This is a genomic window from Frateuria sp. (genome assembly GCF_035695185.1).
Classification (GTDB): domain Bacteria; phylum Pseudomonadota; class Gammaproteobacteria; order Xanthomonadales; family Rhodanobacteraceae; genus Frateuria_A.
This window is the reverse complement of sequence record NZ_DASSES010000090.1, coordinates 1-17,452: the sequence shown is the minus strand read 5'-3', so window position 1 is coordinate 17,452 and position 17,452 is coordinate 1. Positions and strand designations below refer to the sequence as shown.

The following is a 17,452-nucleotide window of genomic DNA, read 5'->3' as shown; positions in this document are numbered from 1 at the left end:
ATGTGCCCGGCAGGCCGCCCCCCGGCGGCCGGTCCGCGTCAGCGACTGGCGCGTGCCGGTTCGCCCGTTTCGATCGCGAGCAGGCCCTCGTCGTCGATCACGACCGGCGGCGTGTCGTGCGAGCGGCGGTAACTGTCCACGATGCGTCCGTAGTGCACGACACGGCCGAAGGTATAGGCGGTGATGCGCACCACGTCGCGGACCGGGCTGAAATGACTGAGCCGGAAGCTGCCGTGGTAGCGCGAGGCGATCGGCACCGAGACCACGCCCAGGCCTTTCTCGCGGCAGGCGGCGATGAGGATCGCCGCCTCGAACACGAAGTTCTCCGCCGGCAGGTCGACCAGCTCCAGCGCCGCGCGCGGATACCAGCGCTGGCCGCTCTGCGTGTCGGCGACCGGCAGACCGCAGCCCCAGGAAATTCCCCAGTCGGCCACGGCGTTGGCGCGGCGGCGCCCCTTCGGCTGCTGCTCGCGCTCGAGCAGGCGCGCGCCGATCACGATGTGGTCGGGATAACGTTGCGCCGCGGCAACGATGCGCGGCACGTCGCTGGCCAGGTGCTGGCCATCCCCGTCCATCGTCACCACCGCGTCGAAACCCTGGCGCAGCGCTTCGCGGAAACCGTGCCGCAGCGCCTCGCCCTTGCCGCGCCGCTGCGGATGGCGCAACAGCGTGACCGGCAGCGCGCCGACGATCTCCGGGGTGCGGTCGTCCGAGCCGTCGTCCACCACGATCACCGGCACGTTCAACGCTAGCGCCGATTGCACCACCTGCTCGATCGCCGCCTCTTCGTTGAGGCAGGGGATCAGCACGCACCAGCGGGGCGGGTTGGGTTTCACGCACGTTCCTCCAGGTGGACATCCATGCCGAGCGAGCCGGCGGCCATCAGCCGGCAGCGGCCCTCGCCCTGCGCGAGCAGCGCCAGCAGCGGCAGCGCCACGGCCGCCGGACTGCTGGCGATCCAATCGGCCGGCACCCCCGGCACGACCGGTGCATCGACGATGCTACCGGGGCAAAGGTGCAGAACAAGTCGGCCCAGCGTGGAAGCGCCAGGCTGCGGGCTGAGCACCAGGGCGCAGCCGAAGGGCGCGGTGCTGGCAGTCACTTCGGTCAGCGGGCCACTGCCGGCGGTGTCGCTGCAGACCAGCAGCACCGGTTGGCCGTCGGCAAGCGCCAGGCTTGCCGCCTCGAGCAGGCCGGCCCCGACGCTGGCGCGCTGGGCGCACACGGCGTTCGAGGGGGCGTGGCAACCGGTGGCGATCGTCCAGTAGCCCGCCGGCGCATTGTGCACGGAGTTGTGGAAGCGCGTGGGCGAGAGCTCCGAAGGGGCGCTGGCCAGCGTCGCGCACATGTAGTCCATGATCGGCTGGTCGCCATGGGAGGAGGCGAACACGCAGGGCAGCGTGGCAGCATCACGCCCGCTCATCGTCACCGCCTGGCCGGCCACTTCGACGGCCAGCAGCACGCTCTCCGGCGCGCGTCGGCGCTCGCCGGCCGGCAGCAGGGCGGCCGGTGGGCGGGCCGGCGGCGGCGCCACGGCTTCGCCCGCCAGGGTGGCGCGCAGTGCGGCGAAGTCGGGCAGTTGCGGCGACCACAGCCCGATGCCCTCGACGTAGACGGCCAGCGCGCTCATGCGATGCGCTCCGCCCGGGCAAAGGCCAGGCAGGCGTTGTTGCCGCCGAAGCCGAACGAATTGCTGAGCGCCACCCCGACCGGGCGTGATTCGTTGCGCCAGGCGAAATGCGGGCCGCACGCGGGGTCGGGGTCACCGCCACCCAGGTTGCCGGGCACCAGGCCGTGCTCGATCGCGAGCAGGGCAACCACCCCCTCGACGATGCCGGCGGCACCGAGCGTGTGGCCGGTGAACCCCTTGGTGCTGCTGGCGCGCGTGGTCGGAGGAAAAAGCCGGCCGATCAGCGCCGCCTCGACCTCGTCGTTTTTCAGACTGGCAGTGCCGTGCAGGTTGATGTAGTCGACCTGCGACGGTTCCAGGCCCGCCCGGGCCAGGGCGTCACGCAGCGCCAGCTCCGCGCCGAGGCCTTCCGGGTGCGGCGTGGACATGTGGTGGGCGTCGCTGGCTTCGCCATAACCGAGCAGGCGTGGGGCGCCCGGCGCGGCCTCGACGCGTTCCAGCAGTGCGAAGCCGGCGGCCTCGCCGATCGAGATACCGCTGCGGGCGCGGTCGAACGGCCGGCAGGGTTCGCGCGACACCAGTTCCAGGGCGTTGAAGCCGAACAGCGTGCTTTCGCACAGCGTGTCCACCCCGCCGACCACCGCGGCGTCGACCACGCCCAGGCGGATCAGCCGCTCGGCGCTGGCGAAAACCTTGGCGCTGGAGGAACAGGCGGTGGAAACGGTCAGGCACGGGCCTTCCAGCGCAAGCGCCTCGGCGAGGAAGCCGGCCAGCGAATGCGGCGCGTGGATCGCCAGGCGCAGCATGTCGTCCGGAAAACCCCCGTCGGGGTCCAGCCGCCGGTAGGCCTCCTCGGTGGCGCCGATGCTGGCGGTCGACGTGCCCATCAGCAGCGCCACCCGGGTCGCGCCGTAGCGCGCCCGCGCAGCGCGCACGGCGTCGAGGAAACCGTCCTGGTTCAGGCCCAGCCAGGCCAGCCGGTTGTTGCGGCATTCCCAGGCGGCGAACGGCGTGGGCAGCGGAGCCTGCTCGATGTCGTCGACGCGGCCGACCCAGCACTGCAGCGGGTCGAGGCTGAAGTCATTCGGTCGCAGGCCGGTACGGGCCTGCTCGAGGGCACGACGGTGCGCCTCCAGCCCGTGGCCCAGGGCCGAAGTGGCGGTGTAGGCGCTGACCGCCAGGGGGATGATGGGTTCCAACATCGAATCAGCCTAGCGGCGGGCCACGGGCTTGCCTAGCCTTGCGTCGTGATGGCGGAGTCAAGGGCCGCCGCTTCCCTGGACCGCGCCGGTGCCCGCGGTGGGGCGGCACCGGCGGACGGAAGCGGCCCGCTTGCTTCAGCGGGCGGAGGCCACCGCGTTTGCAGCGATGCACCGGGCTGCGCACACTGGGCGTTCCGTCCTCGCCGAACCCGCCGTGCCGCCGCCTCCACCCCAACGCAATCCCTGGCGTTACCTGCGCGATGCGGACGTGCTGCATGCGGCCGTGGTGACCCTGCTCGCCGTGGTGCTGAGCGCGGGCCTGGTCTGGATCGGTTACGTCGTGCACGTATGGCGCATCGCGGGCCGGGCGCCGACCACGCTGCCGGGCCGGTGGGTCGTGCTGGTGTTCGGGCGGCAGCTGGTCGCCAACGAACCCGAGCGCGACTATCGCGGCCGGCTGGCCCGCGCGCTGGTGCTGCTGCGCCAACGGATGGCCGGCCGCGTACTGCTGCTCGGCGGACGCAGTGGCGGCACGCGCAGCGAGGCGGAAGCCGGCCGTGCCTGGCTGCAACGGCAAGGGCTGCCGGACGATGCCCAGGTGGAACTGGAGCAGGAATCGGTCGACTCGCTGGAGAACCTCCGGCATGCACGCGGCCTGCTGCAGGGCGGCGACCGTGCCGAGGTGCTGCCCCCGGTCGCGCTGCTGACCAGCCGTTATCACCTGGCGCGCTGCCTGCTGCTGGCGCAGCGGCTGGGCTTCGACGGCCATCCCGTGGCGGCCGAGGATGCCTTGCCCCGCACGCCGCGCTATATCGCGCTGCTGCTGATGGAGGCGACCTACCTGATGTGGATCGACCTGGGCGTGCGCTGGGCAGGCCTGATCGGTCACCGTCGCATGGCCGCGCGGATCAGCTGAAACGCCGCCTTGTGCGACTCGGGCGGGCACGGCAGACTCGCCGCGTCGCGCTTTGCGGCAAACTCGATGACAGGGGAAGTCCCGATGTTCCGTAACCGTTTCCTGCTGGTCCTGCTGCTCCCGCTTCTGCTGCTGACGATGGCATTCCGCCAGTCGCCGCTGGTCGATCCGCCGCCGATCGCCGTGCCCGCGGGCATGAACGATGTGCAGGTGGGCAAGGCGGTCAAGGCCGCGCTGCTCGGTCGTGGCTGGACCGTCACCGACGAGCAGGCCGGCAGCACCAGCGCCCAGCTCAGCCGCGACGAGTGGGTCGCGAAGATCCGCGTCGACTTCGACACGAAGCATGTCCAGATCCGCTACGTCGACAGCAAGAACCTGAAGTACGAGGTCGAGCGCGACGGCACCCGCCTTATCCATTCCAACTACATGGGCTGGATGCAGTACCTCTCCGGCGACATCGGCCGCAACCTCGAGCTGATCTCCGCCACGGCTGGCTGAGCCGGGGGCCCGCGTCGACGCGCCACAGTGCCGGCGTGGGCCCGCTTGCTAAGCTCTGCGGCCGTTTCCTCCGCAACGACATGTCGATGAGCCAGCAAGCCGACCAGGCCGAAACCTTCCTGCTGGAACTGCAGGACCGCATCTGCCGTGCGATCGAGTGCCTCGATGGCGACGCGCGCTTCGTCGAGGACCGCTGGACCCGCGAGGCGGGCGGCGGCGGGCGCACCCGCGTACTCCGCGACGGTGCGCTGTTCGAGCAGGCGGGGGTGAACTTCTCCCGCGTGCACGGCCATACCCTGCCGCCCAGCGCCACTGCGCACCGCCCGGAGCTGGCCGGCGGCAGTTTCATCGCCACCGGCGTATCGCTCGTGCTGCACCCGAACAATCCCTATGTGCCGACGACGCACGCCAACGTGCGCTACTTCGAGGCCAGCAAGCCGGGCGTGGAGCCGGTGTGGTGGTTCGGCGGCGGCTTCGACCTGACCCCTTTCTACCCGTTCGACGAGGACGTGCGCCACTGGCACACCGTCGCGCGCGATCTGTGCGCGCCCTACGGCGAGGACCTCTATCCACGCTACAAGCGCTGGTGCGACGACTACTTCTACCTCAGGCACCGCGACGAAACGCGGGGGGTCGGCGGGCTCTTCTACGACGACCTCAACGAGGGCGGTTTCGAGCGTTGCTTCGCCTTTACCCGCGATGTGGCGCAAGGCTTCCTCGATGCCTACCTGCCGATCGCCGATCGCCGCCGCGGCATGCCCTACGGTGAACGCGAGCGCGAGTTCCAGCTGTACCGGCGTGGACGCTACGTGGAGTTCAACCTCGTATGGGACCGCGGCACGCTGTTCGGCCTGCAATCGGGCGGGCGCACCGAATCCATTCTGATGAGTCTGCCGCCGCGGGTGCGCTTTGAATACGGCTATGCCCCCGAACCCGGCTCGCCCGAGGCGCGGTTGCAGGATTACCTGAAGCCGCGCGATTGGGTGTAGGAGCGCACCGGGCGCGACCGCGGATTAGGCCAGTCGCGCCCAGGCCTGCCCGGCCAGGACTTACGGCCGGTCGCCGCTGAACTTCACCGGCGTGGCGCCCTTCACCGGGCCGATCTGCGCGCTGTCGCTGACCTGGAGCACCACCTCGCGGCGGAAGTCCAGCGTGCCCTGCACAACCGCATGCGGGCCGATCACGATGTGCGGCGTGCGGCTGTGGTGGAACCAGCCACCGTTGGGCTTCTCCACCAGGATGCCGCCCTCGACGTGCGAGTTGGCGCCGACGTCGATGTCGCCAGCGACCGTCTCCAGCCCGCCGCCGACGTGCGCGGCATCCAGCGCGATGTGCCCGTTGACGTTGGACACATGGCCGCGCACGTCGGCGCCCCTGGCCAGCTCGATAGCCCCGTTGACCGCCTCGATTTCGCCGTCGACCTTGGCGTTGCTGCGCAGTTCGATGCCGCCATTGACCGTGTTGAGCGAACCGACGGTGGTGCGTTCGCCCAGGGTGATCCCGCCATTGACCGTGTCGGCCTTGCGCGCGCCGGCGCCGTCGGCAAGGGAAATGTCGCCGTTGACGGTGCTGAGTTCGCCGGCACGTTGGCCGGCGGCGATGCGGATGTCGCCGTTGACCTTGTCGACATCGAGGTCCGAGGCGACCGCCGCCAGCGGCAGGGTCAGGGCGAGGGCGATGAGCAAGTGGCGCATGGTGGTGCTCCTTCGTGGGAATGATCGTTCAGATGCCAGGGCGAGCCGCGCGGTTTAGCGTGACCTTCGGCAGGGGCCGGATTTGACGCCGTCGCGAGGCCGCCCCACCATTTCGCGTTTTCCGCGCCAGGTTCCCGCCATGCACAAGCTCGTCCTGATCCGCCACGGCCAATCCCAGTGGAACCTCGACAACCGCTTCAGCGGCTGGGCCGACGTCGACCTCACCGAGCAGGGCATGGTCGAGGCGAAGGAAGCCGGCCGCCTGCTGCTGGAGGCCGGCTACAGCTTCGACCTGGCGCATACCTCGGTGCTCAAGCGCGCTGTACGGACACTCTGGGGCGTGCTCGACGCCATGGATCTGATGTGGCTCCCGGTCGTCACCGACTGGCGCCTCAACGAGCGCCACTACGGCGGCCTCACCGGCCTCAACAAGGCCGAGACGGCAGCGAAGTACGGCGAAGAGCAGGTCAAGATCTGGCGCCGGAGCTACGACATCCCGCCGCCGCCACTGGCGCGCGAGGAGAACCCGTCGCTGCGTGACCCACGCTACGCGCTGCTCGATCCCTCGATGATCCCGGACACCGAGTGCCTGAAGGACACCGTCGCCCGCGTGCTGCCGTACTGGCACGACGTGCTGGCGCCCGCGGTGGCTTCGGGGCAGCGCGTGCTGGTGGCCGCGCACGGCAACTCGCTGCGCGCGCTGATCAAGTACCTGGACAATATCTCCGACGAAGCCATCGTCGAGATGAACGTACCCAACGGCGTGCCGCTGGTTTACGAATTCGACGACGCCATGAAGCCGTTGCGCAGCTACTACCTGGGTGATGCCGACGCGATCGCGGCCAAGATGGCCGCCGTGGCGAACCAGGGCAAGGCCAGGTAGCCCCGGAAGGCACCCGGGGCCGGGCAATCCGGCCGGTACGCCCGGGCACACCTGGCAGCCGGCGCCCTGTGGCTGACACCTGTCATCCCCGGCGGCTGTCTACCGCCCATCGCGCCGGGCTTGCCGGGTGGTTAGGCTTCCACCACCATTTCCGCGGGAGCGCACCATGGCGCCAAATCTGCTCACGCCGGCTCTGGTCTCGCCGGTACTCGCCTTCATGGTGTGGCGCCGGGCGCGCCGCCAGTTCGGCCGCCAGCCCGTGCGTCGTGGCGCGATGCTTGCCCGGGTGACAATCCTCGCCGTGCTGGCTGGCGTGCTTTCGCTGTCCGGCCTGCGTGATCCGCGACTCCTCGAAGGCCTGCTTGCCGGCCTGCTCGGTGGGGTTGCGCTGGGCCTGCTCGGGCTGCGCCTGACCCGCTTCGAGCGCGGTGCCGATGGCCGCGACCTGTACCTGCCCAACCCATGGATCGGTGCGACCGTCACGGCCCTGCTGGTTGGCCGGCTGGCATGGCGCTTCCTGGTGCTGATGCCGCAAGCGGGTGCCTTCGCGCCGGTGGCGCCGGGCTTGCAGCAACCGGGAAGCAGTCCACTGACGCTATTGGTCATCGGCCTGATGATCGGCTACTACCTCAGCTACTACGCCGGCCTGCTGGTGCATCACCGGCGGTTCCAGCGGGCCCAGGGCTGAGGCCGCAGCGGGCGGGCGCGGAGTGCCCTGGCGACTACAACGCGTCGTTGTCCAGTTCACCGGTGCGGATGCGGACGACCTGCTCCAGGGGACTGACGAAAATCTTGCCGTCGCCAATCTTGCCGGTGCGCGCGGATTGCTGGATCGCCTCGATCACCCGCTCAAGCTGGTCGTCGGCCACCGCGGCCTCCAGCTTGATCTTGGGCAGAAAGTCGACCACGTACTCGGCCCCCCGATAGAGCTCGGTGTGGCCCTTCTGCCGGCCGAAACCCTTGACCTCGGTCACCGTGATGCCCTGGACGCCGACTTCCGCCAGCGCCTCGCGCACGTCGTCGAGCTTGAACGGCTTGATGACCGCCACGACCAGCTTCATGGTTGCTCCTCGCTCGCTTTATCCGCACTCGCGTCATTGTGCCTGCCGGTCCACGGCCTGTCGCCCCGGTCGAACGTGTAGGACAATTCCTACATTCTCTGGCGGAGCCGGCCGATGGTGCACCCCCGTTCACGTTGCCTAGACTTTCTTCCGACCCGCTCGAGGCGCCGTCCATGATGGATCGGCAGGAAATCGACCGAATTGCCCTGCGACTCGTGTCGCTGGTACCGCCAGGGTTGGCACAGGCGCAGCAGGATTTGCGAACCAACTTCCACGATGTCCTGATGCAAGGATTGCGTCGCCTCGAGCTGGTCACCCGCGAGGAGTTCGAGGTCCAGAGCCAACTGTTGGCACGTACCCGCGCCAAGGTTGACGAGCTGGAAAAGCGCGTCGCTGAACTGGAGGCCGACGCGGCCCGCGGACTCTGATCGCCAGCTCCCGGGAGCCGCCCCCGATCCGTCACCCTCACCCCGAGAGCGATCGGGGGCGGTTATTTTTTGCCTGACGTCGATGGAGTCGCGTTCCACCATGCATCCTGGCGACCCCATTGCCTCCGGCCGGTACGGCCGGCACGCGCCATATGCGAGCGTGCGACCGTCTGCCCGCCGCATCGCCGGCCGGCCGGGCACCCCAACCGGAATTGTCCGCCCGTGGTGTTCACGCACGTACTGGCCCGTGCCGGTGGCGACGTGAGCCTGGCCGTCACCCTCAGTCGCGCCCAGGAAGGTGTCGCCGCGCCCCAGGTGATGGTCGAGGTGCATCTCTCTGGTGGCCTGCCCGGTACGCATATCGTCGGGCTGCCGGAAGCGGCAGTGCGCGAGGCGCGCGATCGCGTCCGCGTGGCGATCCAAAACGCCGCGTTCGAATATCCCAACCGCAAGGTCACGGTGAATCTGGCACCCGCCGAGCTGCCCAAGGATGGCGGCCGTTTCGACCTGGCGATTGCGCTCGGCATCCTTGCCGCGGGTGGCCAGGTACCGCGCGAGAAACTGGACGAATGCGAGTTCCTCGGTGAACTGGCGCTGTCGGGCGACCTGCGCGGTGTCTCCGGGGTGCTGCCGGCACTGTTGCGCGCGCGCGCGCGCGGCCGGCGCGTGGTGGTGCCGCGCGCCAATGCTGCCGAGGCTGCGCTGGTGCCGGAGGCGGACGTGCTGGTGGCCGATACCCTGGCCGACGTCTGCGGCTGGCTGCGCGACGCACGGGAACTGGCCTTGCCGGGCCCTGCCGACGACGGGCAGGCGATCGATCCGGGTGTGTCGGACCTGGTCGACGTGCGCGGCCAGTTGCAGGCGCGCCGGGCCCTGGAAATCGCTGCTGCGGGCGGCCACCACCTTTTGCTGATAGGCCCGCCCGGCACCGGCAAGACGATGCTGGCCGAGCGCCTGCCTGGCATCCTGCCACCGCTGGGCGAGAGCGAGGCCCTGGAAACATGCGCGGTGCTGTCCGTCGCCGGTCAACGTGTGGATCCGGCGCGCTGGCGCCAGCGGCCGTTCCGCGCACCGCACCACACCGCGTCCGCGGTGGCGCTGGTCGGTGGCGGTTCGCATCCGCGCCCGGGCGAGATCTCGCTGGCGCACAACGGCGTGTTGTTCCTGGACGAACTGCCCGAGTTCACCCGGCACGTACTCGAGGTGTTGCGGGAGCCGCTGGAGTCGGGACAGATTCTGGTGTCGCGCGCCGCCCGGCAATCGACCTTCCCGGCCCAGTTCCAATTGGTCGCGGCGATGAACCCGTGCCCGTGCGGCTATGCCGGCGACGCCCGCGAGCGCTGCCGCTGCACGCCCGACCAGATCCAGCGCTACCGGGGCCGCATATCCGGGCCGCTGCTCGACCGCATCGACCTGTGCGTGGAAGTGCCGCGCGTGCCGCTTGCCGAACTGGGTGCACCGCGAAGCGTGTACGACGAGGACTCAGCCACCGTACGTGCCCGCGTAGTCCAGGCACGCGAGCGGGCGTTGGCCCGGGCCGGGCGGCCCAATGCCGAGATCAATACCCGCGAGCTGGAACGGGACTGCGCACTCGGCGCGGCCGAGCGGCGCTGGTTCGAGGCGTCGCTGGAGCGGCTGGGGCTGTCGGCGCGGGCCTACCACCGCGTCCTGCGCGTGGCGCGCTCGATCGCCGACCTCGACGGTGGGTCGGCCCTGCTGGACCGGTCGCACCTGGCCGAGGCACTGCAATACCGCCGCTTCTGAGATTACTGAACTGATGGGTATTGACTTCGCCCGGGCGAGGTCTAATATCTGCACTCGCCGGTACTTAATTGCATCCGGCCCGCCGCCCCGGTATCGGTACCCCTCCCCCCCTCGCCCGATACCGGGGCCGGCCTCTCCTCCCGATACACCCCCCGTTTGCCCGATCCTTAGAGGAGCGGGCGTATCCGGTTCCGCGCAGCCGGCTCTCCACCGGTCGGTGAGGGGGCGGGTCCGTGGAACGGGGTCGCCCGGCTACCGCAGCCACGGCACCCGCCGCGTGGTTCTGGCCGACGCCGGCTCTCGCGTGGTGCTGGCGGACGACGCCTGCGGTTGCCGCAACTGAAAGCGGTCTGGCCGGCGATCGCGTTGATACCCGCCGGCGGTCGGTGCCTGGCGCCTGTTTCCGGCACCCGCGCGATCGACGTGTTCTTCCCGGCTCCCGGCGAGCCTTGCCTCCCTCTCCCCGGAGGAGAGACGGAGGCAACGGCGCCGGGGTCAGGCCGCGGAGGCGCGCTGAAACTGCGCTTCCTCGGTCGAGCCCTTCAGGGCGACCGTCGAGGACTGCCCCTGCTGGATCGCCTGGGTCACCTGGTCGAAGTAGCCGGTGCCGACTTCGCGCTGGTGCTTTACGGCCGTGAAGCCGCGCTCGGCGGCCGCGAACTCCTGCTCCTGCAGGTCCACGAAGGCGCTCATCTGGCGGCGCGCATAGCCGTGCGCGAGTTCGAACATGCCGTAGTTGAGGCTGTGGAAGCCGGCCAGGGTAATGAACTGGAACTTGTAGCCCATGGCACCGAGCTCGCGCTGGAACCTGGCGATGGTCGCGTCGTCCAGGTTTTTGCGCCAGTTGAAGCTGGGCGAGCAGTTGTAGGCCAGCAGCTTGTCCGGGTATTTGCCGCGGATCGCCTCGGCGAAGCGCCGCGCGTCGTCGAGGTTCGGTTTGCTGGTCTCGCACCAGACCAGGTCCGCATAGGGCGCGTAGGCCAGGCCGCGGCTGATCGCCTGGTCCAGGCCGGGCCTGACGCGGAAGAAGCCCTCCACGGTGCGCTCGCCGGTGAGGAAGGGCTTGTCGTTGTCGTCGACGTCGGAAGTGAGCAGGTCGGCCGCGTCGGCGTCGGTGCGTGCCACCAGCAAGGTCGGCACGCCACAGACATCGGCGGCCAGGCGCGCGGCAGTGAGCTTGTCGACCGCCTCGCGGGTGGGCACCAGCACCTTGCCGCCCATGTGGCCGCACTTTTTCACCGCGGCGAGCTGATCCTCGAAGTGCACGCCGGCGGCGCCGGCCTCGATCATCGCCTTCATCAGCTCGAACGCGTTGAGCACACCGCCGAAGCCGGCCTCCGCGTCGGCCACGATCGGCGCCAGCCAGTCGATTTCGTCGCTGCCTTCGGCGTGGTGCAGCTGGTCGGCGCGCAGCAGCGCATTGTTGATGCGCTTGACCACCTGTGGCACCGAGTTGGCCGGGTAGAGCGACTGGTCCGGATACATCTCGCCGGCGAGGTTGGCGTCGGCCGCGACCTGCCAGCCGGAGAGATAGATCGCCTTCAGGCCCGCATTGACCTGCTGCATCGCCTGGTTACCGGTCAGCGCACCCAGCGCATTGACGAAGTCTTCCTTGTGCAGCAGGTGCCAGAGCTTCTCGGCACCATGGCGGGCCAGCGAATGCTCGATCGGCACCGTGCCACGCAGGCGTGCGACGTCCTCGGCACTGTAATTGCGGCGTACGCCCGCCCAGCGCGGGTTGTTGGTCCAGTCCAGGGTGATCTGTTCGGCGGTCGGGAGAGTGGTTTTCATGGGTTGCTAGGCTCCGTGAGCGGGGATCCCGTAGGAGCGCACCGATGCGCGACCGTGATTCCGCGGGTCGCACATAGTGCGTTCCGACAAAGGCGGCGGTCAGGCCAGTCGGGCGTAGGCGGGCAGGGTGAGGAAGGCGCCGAGCTGGTCGGCATGGGTCAGCTCGGACAGCAGCCGGGCGGCGTCGTCGGCGCGGTGGGCGCCCGGATGCGTGCTCTCGCGCAGGCGATGCGTGTGGGCCGCCAGCGCCCGGTCGAATAGCGCCATGTCGATCGGCGCGCCGTCGGGAAATTCCAGCGGCACGCAATCGGAGACGACGTCGCCGGCGTAGTGCAGCCACTGCCACAGCTGCGCCCGGGCGATCTCGGCGGTGGCCGCATCCTCCATCAGGTGGTGGATCGGCACGCAGCCCAGGCCGTCGAGCCAGGCCGCGGTGTAGCGCAGCGCCACTTCGACGTTGTTGTCGAACCCGGCGCGGGTGATGGTGCCGCAGGCCGGCGCCAGCAGCTGGTCGCGGCTGACCTTCACGTCCTCGCGCAGCACGTGCAGCTGGTTGGCCTCTGGCATGTAGCGGTCGAAGATCTCCTGCGCCACGGGGACGAGCGCGGGGTGCGCGACCCAGGTACCGTCGTGGCCGGCATGGACCTCACGCAGCTTGTCCGCACGGACCTTCTCCAGTGCCGCCTCGTTGGCTGCCTCGTCGCCCTTGATCGGAATCTGTGCCGCCATGCCGCCCATGGCGAAGGCGCCACGGCGGTGGCAGGTCCTGACCAGCAGCTCCGAATAGGCCTTCAGGAAGGGCACCGTCATCTGCACCTGGCCGCGCTCGGGCAACAGGCGGTCGTGGTGCCCGCGCAGTGTCTTGAGATAAGAGAAGATGTAGTCCCAGCGCCCGCAGTTCAGGCCGACCGCGCGCTCGCGCAGCGCGTGCAGGATCTCGTCCATCTGGAACGCTGCCGGCAGGGTCTCGATCAGCACCGTTGCTTTCATGCAGCCGTGCGGCAGGCCGAGCCGGCTTTCGGCGTGCGCCATCACCTCGTCCCACAGCGCGGCCTCTTCCATGGCCTCGAGCTTGGGCAGGTAGAAGTACGGCCCCCGATCCCGGGCCTGCAGGGCGCGGGCGTTGTGGTAGGCGAACAGGCCGAAGTCGACCAGCGCGCCGGCCATCGGCTCGCCATCGACCTCGAAGTGGCGTTCGGGCAGGTGCCATCCGCGCGGGCGTACCACCAGCACCGCCGGGTCGGCGCCGAGCTTGTAGTCGCGCCCGTCGGCCGAGCGCCAGGCGATGGTGCCGGCGACCGCGTCGACCAGGTTCTGCTGCCCGTCCAGCTGGTTGGCCAGGGTCGGCGTGGTGGCGTCCTCGAAATCCGCCATGAACACCTTCGCGCCCGAGTTGAGCGCGTTGATGATCATCTTGCGCTCGACCGGGCCGGTGATCTCCACGCGGCGGTCGCGCAGCGCGGCAGGGATCGGCGCCACCTGCCAGGCGGCCTCGCGGATGGCACGGGTGTCAGCGCGGAAGTCCGGCAGGGCACCGGCATCCCAGCCGGCCTGGCGTTCGGCGCGGGCCGCCAGCAGTTCACGCCGACGGGCATCGAAGCGACGGTGGAAGTCGGCCAGGAAGGCCAGCGCATCGTGGGTGAGGAGGTCGGCGTGGGCGGTGACGTCGCCGCGAACGGTGAGCGGGCCGGGATCGAGTCGTTCCTGCGGGACGGCCATGGGTGGAGCTCCGTGAGGGGGTGCATCCACGCTAGGACGGCATGCTCGCCTTTGACAAAGCGAATGTTTCAATCTTTCTTATTGAGAAAACCAAAGTAGTCGGCAAAAGTGCGCCAATCCGCCAGCCCGGGAGCTCAACGACCGTGAACCGAACGAGTCAGGTACGTCGCGCAGGGGCCCGCAAGACGGTTGCCAAGGGTCAGGGCGCGGTGGAAGCCGCCGAGCGCTATTACTACAAGGGCAACCGCCACAAACAGCTGCGTGCCTTCGTCAGCATCGTCAAGCTGGGGACGCTCACCCGCGCGGCCGAGGCGCTGTTCCTCTCCCAGCCGACCGTCACCCTGCAATTGCAGGCTCTGGAGCGTGAACTCGGCGTGCCGCTGCTGGAACGGCGGCGCCGGCGTATCAATCTGACCGACGCCGGCGAGGCGCTGTACGAGCTGGCGCGCCCGCTGATCGAGGGCTGGGAAAACCTGGACCGCGACTTCCAGGCGCGGGTCAAGGGCCTCACGGCCGGACGGCTGACCATTGCCGCAGGCGCCTCGACCATCCAGTACCTGCTGCCGGACCTGGTGCGCCGCTACCGCGAGGCGTTCCCGGCGGTGCACCTGCAGCTGGCCAATGTCACCGGCCGCGACGGCCTGGCGCTGCTGCGCGCGGACGAGGCCGACTTCGCGGTCGGCTCGATGCTGGACGTCCCCAACGACATTGCCTGGGCGCCGCTGCGGCACTTCGATCCGCTGCTGATCACGCCGCTGGACCACCCGCTGGCGCACAAGCCGGACGTGGCGCTGGAGGACCTATCGCCCTACGGCCTGATCCTGCCGCCGCAGCGGCTGTCCACCTACCGGCTGGTCGACCTGGTGTTCCAGCAGCGACAGGTGCCTTACCAGGTGGCGATCGAGGTGGGCGGCTGGGAGGTGATCAAGGAGTACGTCGCCTCCGGGCTCGGCATTTCGATCGTCACCGGCATCTGCATCACCGCGGCCGATCACGCGCGCCTGGCCGTGCGCAACATGAAGCGCTACTTTCCCCAGCGCAGCTACGGGGTGGTCATGCGCAAGGGCAAGTTTCTCAGCCCGGAGGCGCGCGCCTTCGTCGACATGGTCAGGCCGGGCCTGCTGACCCATCGCGAGCACGACGAGCCGGGCCATTCGGGTCGCTAGGCGATCAGGCCTGCCGCTGCAATGCCAGCCGCAGGCCGAAACCCAGCAGCACCGCCCCGCAGGCGCGATCCATCCAGCCGCCCAGTCGCGGCCGGGCGAGCAGCAACCGGTGGATGCGCCCGCCCAGCAGCGCCAGCACCAGCGACCAGCTCAGGCCCGTGCCGATGAAACTCACGCCCAGCACCAGCAACGCCAGTTGTGGCTGGCCGCCTTGCGGCGCGACGAACTGCGGCAGGAACGCCAGGTAGAACAGCGCCACCTTGGGGTTGAGCACATTGGTCAGCAGACCCTGGCGGAACGCCGCGTCCATGCCCCGGCCACGGGTCGCCGCGGGGGCGCGCTCGGCCGTGCGCGAGAGCAGCATGCGCAGGCCGATCCACACCAGATAGGCCGCGCCCAGGTACTTGAGCAGGCTGAACGCCAGTGCCGAAGTCATCAGCACCGCCGACACGCCCAACACCGCCGCTGCCGTGTGCACCAGGCAGCCGGCGTTGATGCCCAGCGCCGCGGCGAAGCCGACGGCGCGCCCCTCGCGCCCGCTGCGGGCGAGGATGTAGAAGGTGTCCAGCCCCGGCGTGAGGTTGAGCGCCAGGCAGGCGAGCAGGAAGGCGCCGAAGTGCGCGATGCCGAGTGTGGCCATTACAGATCCTGTTCCGGTTGCGCCTGTTCGGTATTGCGGTGCTTGCCACGGTAGCCGTGGAACAGCGCCCGGATGCGCGCCATGTCGGCCTCCGGATCGTCGGTGGCGTACTGCAGCGCGCCGAGGGTGAAGGTGCGGGTCGGGTAGTCCAGGAATACCGGCAGGATCGGCACCTCGGCTTCGCGCGCGATACGCAGGAACCCGCTCTTCCAGTGCACCACGTGCTTGCGTGTCCCTTCCGGGGTGATCCCCAGCCACATGCGCGGATGGTCGGCGTAGCGACGGACCATCTGCCCGACCACGTTGAGCGCGGCCTTGCGGTTGATGCCGATCATGCCGAGCGGTCGCAGCATCAGTCCGAGCGGACTGTCCAGCACCTCCCGCTTGATCATGATCTTGATGTCCAGCCGCATCGCGACCTTCATCATCAGGCCCCACACGCCGTCCCAGTAGGACGAGTGCGGGGCGCCGATGATGATCAGCTTCGGGCAGTCCGGCAGTTCGCCGAGCAGGCGCCAGCCGGACAGGCGCAGCAGGCCGCGCATCACCCACGGCCAGAAGCGGTTCTCGAACCGCGGTGCCTGCGGCGGCACCGGCGGCAGGATGGGTCCGTTCATTCGCCGCTCCAGTCGCGCGAACGGTTCTGCTTCAGCTTGCCGCGCTGCTGCTTGCCGGCCAGGCGGCGCTCCTGCGAGGCGCGCGTGGGACGGGTGGGCACGCGCTTCTTCGGCGCCACCAGCGCACCGCGCACGATCTCGGCCAGCCGCTCACGCGCGTCGTCGCGGTTGCGCGCCTGCTCGCGGAAGCGACGCGCCTGGATCACCAGCACGCCCTCCTCGGTCATGCGCCGGTCACGCCGCGACAGCAGGCGCGCGCGCACCGGCTCGGGCAGCGAGGGCGAGGAGGCGACGTCGAAACGCAGCTCGACCGCACTTTCGGTGCGGTTGACGTGCTGCCCGCCGGGGCCGTCCGCGCGCAGGAAGCGCTCGGTCAGTTCGGTATCGGGGAGGGCGAGGGTGCGGCTGATGTGCAGCATCGGCGCAGTTTAGGGGATCGCCGAGGGTCGGCTGAAGCCCGCCTCGCGATCGTGCGGTGGTCCGGCCCGGGGGGTCTCGGTCGCGGTGCTCCAGCCGAAGCGCTCCAGTACCGCCTGGAACGTCGCGTCCAGCGGAGCCTCCAGGGCCATCGGCGCACCGTTCACCGGGTGCGCGAACTGCAGCCGCCACGCGTGCAGAAGCATGCGATGGCAGCCGAAATGCTGCTTGTACAGGCGGTTGTGGTCGCTGCGCCCGTGCTGGCAATCGCCGATCACCGGGTGATGGATGTGCGCCATGTGCTTGCGGATCTGGCGGAAGCGGCCGGTCTCCGGTTCGGCGAGCACCAGCGCGTAGCGTTGCTGCGGATAACGGCCGAGCGCAATCGGCACCTCGACCGTGGCCAGGCGCCGGTGGTGCGTGCGCGCCTCGCGGCGCGGGCCGGTCTCGCGCGAGCCGGGCAGCGGATAGTCGACCAGGCCCTCGGTCGGCTCGGGCCAGCCGCGCACCACCGCCAGGTACTGCTTGTGCACCTCGCGGCCCATGAACTGCTCGCCCAGCGCCGCGGCCACGGCGGCCGAGCGCGCGACCAGCAGCACGCCGCTGGTGGCGCGGTCGAGCCGGTGGGCGAGGAACAGCTCGCCGCCGACCTGCTCGCGCAGCAGGTCGACCAGAAAGGCGTCGGCGGGGCCGATCAGTTTCGAGCGGTGCACGGGCAGGCCTGCGGGTTTGTTGACCGCGAGCAGGGCGTCGTCCTGGTAGAGGATGTCGAGCATGGAAAGTTTTGGCAGGAGCCCACGGGGTGGGCGAGGCCCTGGTTCCGGAGCATCGGAGCAACGCCCACAAGCGGGCGCTGCGAAGTGGGTGGTGGTCAGCGGCGGGCGCTGGCGAGGAAGGCGAGCAGGGCGGCCACCAGGCAGCCCAGCGCGACCCAGTCCGAGCCGTCCGGCCCGCCGGCGATCCACAGCAGCGTGGCGCAGCCGAGCAGCGCCGCGCCAAACAGCCCGCCCAGCAGCGCGCGACGCC

The 17,452-nt window shown here is 69.8% G+C and carries 19 protein-coding genes; 8 read left to right on the top strand and 11 right to left on the bottom strand.

What is annotated here, in order from left to right; genetic code table 11:
* Nucleotides 1-38 precede the first annotated feature (38 nt).
* From VFH59_RS06635 to VFH59_RS06625, 3 genes are read right to left on the bottom strand one after another with little or no spacing between them, the layout of a single operon-like run.
* Complete coding sequence (locus tag VFH59_RS06635; protein ID WP_325164103.1) at nt 39-836, bottom strand: glycosyltransferase family 2 protein; 798 nt, start codon at nt 834-836, stop codon at nt 39-41.
* Nucleotides 833-1,630 carry a beta-ketoacyl synthase chain length factor gene (locus VFH59_RS06630; RefSeq protein ID WP_325164102.1) on the bottom strand — a complete coding sequence of 266 codons (798 nt, stop codon included), beginning with the start codon at nt 1,628-1,630 and terminating at the stop codon, nt 833-835. Before VFH59_RS06630 ends, VFH59_RS06635 begins: the two co-directional genes overlap by 4 nt.
* Nucleotides 1,627-2,832 carry a beta-ketoacyl-[acyl-carrier-protein] synthase family protein gene (locus VFH59_RS06625; RefSeq protein WP_325164101.1) on the bottom strand — a complete coding sequence of 402 codons (1,206 nt, stop codon included), beginning with the start codon at nt 2,830-2,832 and terminating at the stop codon, nt 1,627-1,629. The genes VFH59_RS06630 and VFH59_RS06625 overlap by 4 nt, the downstream gene beginning before the upstream one ends.
* A gap of 214 nt (nt 2,833-3,046) precedes the next feature.
* Here VFH59_RS06625 and VFH59_RS06620 point away from each other — a divergent pair, with 214 nt between their 5' ends.
* The 3 genes from VFH59_RS06620 (at nt 3,047) to hemF (ending at nt 5,235) form a co-directional block, all read left to right on the top strand.
* Nucleotides 3,047-3,748 (top strand): YdcF family protein, encoded by a 702-nt coding sequence (locus VFH59_RS06620; RefSeq protein ID WP_325164100.1) that lies wholly within the window; start codon nt 3,047-3,049, stop codon nt 3,746-3,748.
* Nucleotides 3,749-3,832: 84 nt separating this feature from the next.
* Nucleotides 3,833-4,246 (top strand): hypothetical protein, encoded by a 414-nt coding sequence (locus VFH59_RS06615; RefSeq protein ID WP_325164099.1) that lies wholly within the window; start codon nt 3,833-3,835, stop codon nt 4,244-4,246.
* Nucleotides 4,247-4,332: 86 nt separating this feature from the next.
* A complete protein-coding gene (gene hemF / locus VFH59_RS06610) occupies nt 4,333-5,235 on the top strand; it encodes an oxygen-dependent coproporphyrinogen oxidase (protein ID WP_325164098.1) in 903 nt (300 codons plus the stop codon).
* A 60-nt stretch (nt 5,236-5,295) separates the two neighbouring features.
* Here the strand turns inward: hemF and VFH59_RS06605 are convergent, their stop codons facing one another.
* On the bottom strand, nt 5,296-5,940 hold the full coding sequence (locus VFH59_RS06605; RefSeq protein ID WP_325164097.1) for a hypothetical protein: 645 nt from the start codon (nt 5,938-5,940) through the stop codon (nt 5,296-5,298).
* Nucleotides 5,941-6,079: 139 nt separating this feature from the next.
* On the opposite strand from VFH59_RS06605, the gene gpmA reads away from it, so the two are divergent.
* Together gpmA and VFH59_RS06595 are read left to right on the top strand one after the other, a co-directional pair.
* Nucleotides 6,080-6,823: a 2,3-diphosphoglycerate-dependent phosphoglycerate mutase gene (gene gpmA, locus VFH59_RS06600; RefSeq protein WP_325164096.1), complete on the top strand. Its 744-nt coding sequence runs from the start codon at nt 6,080-6,082 to the stop codon at nt 6,821-6,823.
* 166 nt (nt 6,824-6,989) lie between these two features.
* The gene (locus VFH59_RS06595; protein ID WP_325164095.1) at nt 6,990-7,511 is read left to right on the top strand and encodes a DUF1453 domain-containing protein; all 522 of its coding nucleotides are present in this window, start codon (nt 6,990-6,992) and stop codon (nt 7,509-7,511) included.
* 34 nt (nt 7,512-7,545) lie between these two features.
* On the opposite strand, the gene glnK is transcribed toward VFH59_RS06595, so the two are convergent.
* Nucleotides 7,546-7,884 carry a P-II family nitrogen regulator gene (gene glnK / locus VFH59_RS06590; protein WP_325164094.1) on the bottom strand — a complete coding sequence of 113 codons (339 nt, stop codon included), beginning with the start codon at nt 7,882-7,884 and terminating at the stop codon, nt 7,546-7,548.
* 173 nt (nt 7,885-8,057) lie between these two features.
* Between glnK and VFH59_RS06585 the strand changes: the two genes are divergently transcribed.
* Both VFH59_RS06585 and VFH59_RS06580 read left to right on the top strand, forming a co-directional pair.
* Nucleotides 8,058-8,312 carry an accessory factor UbiK family protein gene (locus tag VFH59_RS06585; RefSeq protein ID WP_325164093.1) on the top strand — a complete coding sequence of 85 codons (255 nt, stop codon included), beginning with the start codon at nt 8,058-8,060 and terminating at the stop codon, nt 8,310-8,312.
* Nucleotides 8,313-8,573: 261 nt separating this feature from the next.
* Nucleotides 8,574-10,076 (top strand): YifB family Mg chelatase-like AAA ATPase, encoded by a 1,503-nt coding sequence (locus VFH59_RS06580; RefSeq protein ID WP_325164155.1) that lies wholly within the window; start codon nt 8,574-8,576, stop codon nt 10,074-10,076.
* 495 nt (nt 10,077-10,571) lie between these two features.
* Here the strand turns inward: VFH59_RS06580 and aceA are convergent, their stop codons facing one another.
* Both aceA and aceB read right to left on the bottom strand, forming a co-directional pair.
* Nucleotides 10,572-11,867: an isocitrate lyase gene (gene aceA / locus VFH59_RS06575; RefSeq protein WP_325164092.1), complete on the bottom strand. Its 1,296-nt coding sequence runs from the start codon at nt 11,865-11,867 to the stop codon at nt 10,572-10,574.
* Between the two features lie 99 nt (nt 11,868-11,966).
* Nucleotides 11,967-13,586, bottom strand: a complete 1,620-nt coding sequence (aceB, locus tag VFH59_RS06570; RefSeq protein ID WP_325164091.1) for a malate synthase A — start codon at nt 13,584-13,586, stop codon at nt 11,967-11,969.
* Nucleotides 13,587-13,795: 209 nt separating this feature from the next.
* Here aceB and VFH59_RS06565 point away from each other — a divergent pair, with 209 nt between their 5' ends.
* On the top strand, nt 13,796-14,752 hold the full coding sequence (locus tag VFH59_RS06565) for a LysR family transcriptional regulator (RefSeq protein WP_325164154.1): 957 nt from the start codon (nt 13,796-13,798) through the stop codon (nt 14,750-14,752).
* Nucleotides 14,753-14,756: 4 nt separating this feature from the next.
* Here the strand turns inward: VFH59_RS06565 and VFH59_RS06560 are convergent, their stop codons facing one another.
* The 4 genes from VFH59_RS06560 to VFH59_RS06545 are packed head-to-tail and all read right to left on the bottom strand — an operon-like array spanning nt 14,757 to nt 17,202.
* A complete protein-coding gene (locus tag VFH59_RS06560; protein ID WP_325164090.1) occupies nt 14,757-15,392 on the bottom strand; it encodes a LysE family translocator in 636 nt (211 codons plus the stop codon).
* Nucleotides 15,392-16,009: a 1-acyl-sn-glycerol-3-phosphate acyltransferase gene (locus VFH59_RS06555; protein WP_325164089.1), complete on the bottom strand. Its 618-nt coding sequence runs from the start codon at nt 16,007-16,009 to the stop codon at nt 15,392-15,394. Before VFH59_RS06555 ends, VFH59_RS06560 begins: the two co-directional genes overlap by 1 nt.
* Nucleotides 16,006-16,428 (bottom strand): alternative ribosome rescue aminoacyl-tRNA hydrolase ArfB, encoded by a 423-nt coding sequence (gene arfB / locus VFH59_RS06550; protein ID WP_325164088.1) that lies wholly within the window; start codon nt 16,426-16,428, stop codon nt 16,006-16,008. The genes VFH59_RS06555 and arfB overlap by 4 nt, the downstream gene beginning before the upstream one ends.
* Nucleotides 16,429-16,437: 9 nt before the next feature.
* Nucleotides 16,438-17,202, bottom strand: a complete 765-nt coding sequence (locus VFH59_RS06545) for a pseudouridine synthase (RefSeq protein ID WP_325164087.1) — start codon at nt 17,200-17,202, stop codon at nt 16,438-16,440.
* Nucleotides 17,203-17,452 lie beyond the last annotated feature (250 nt).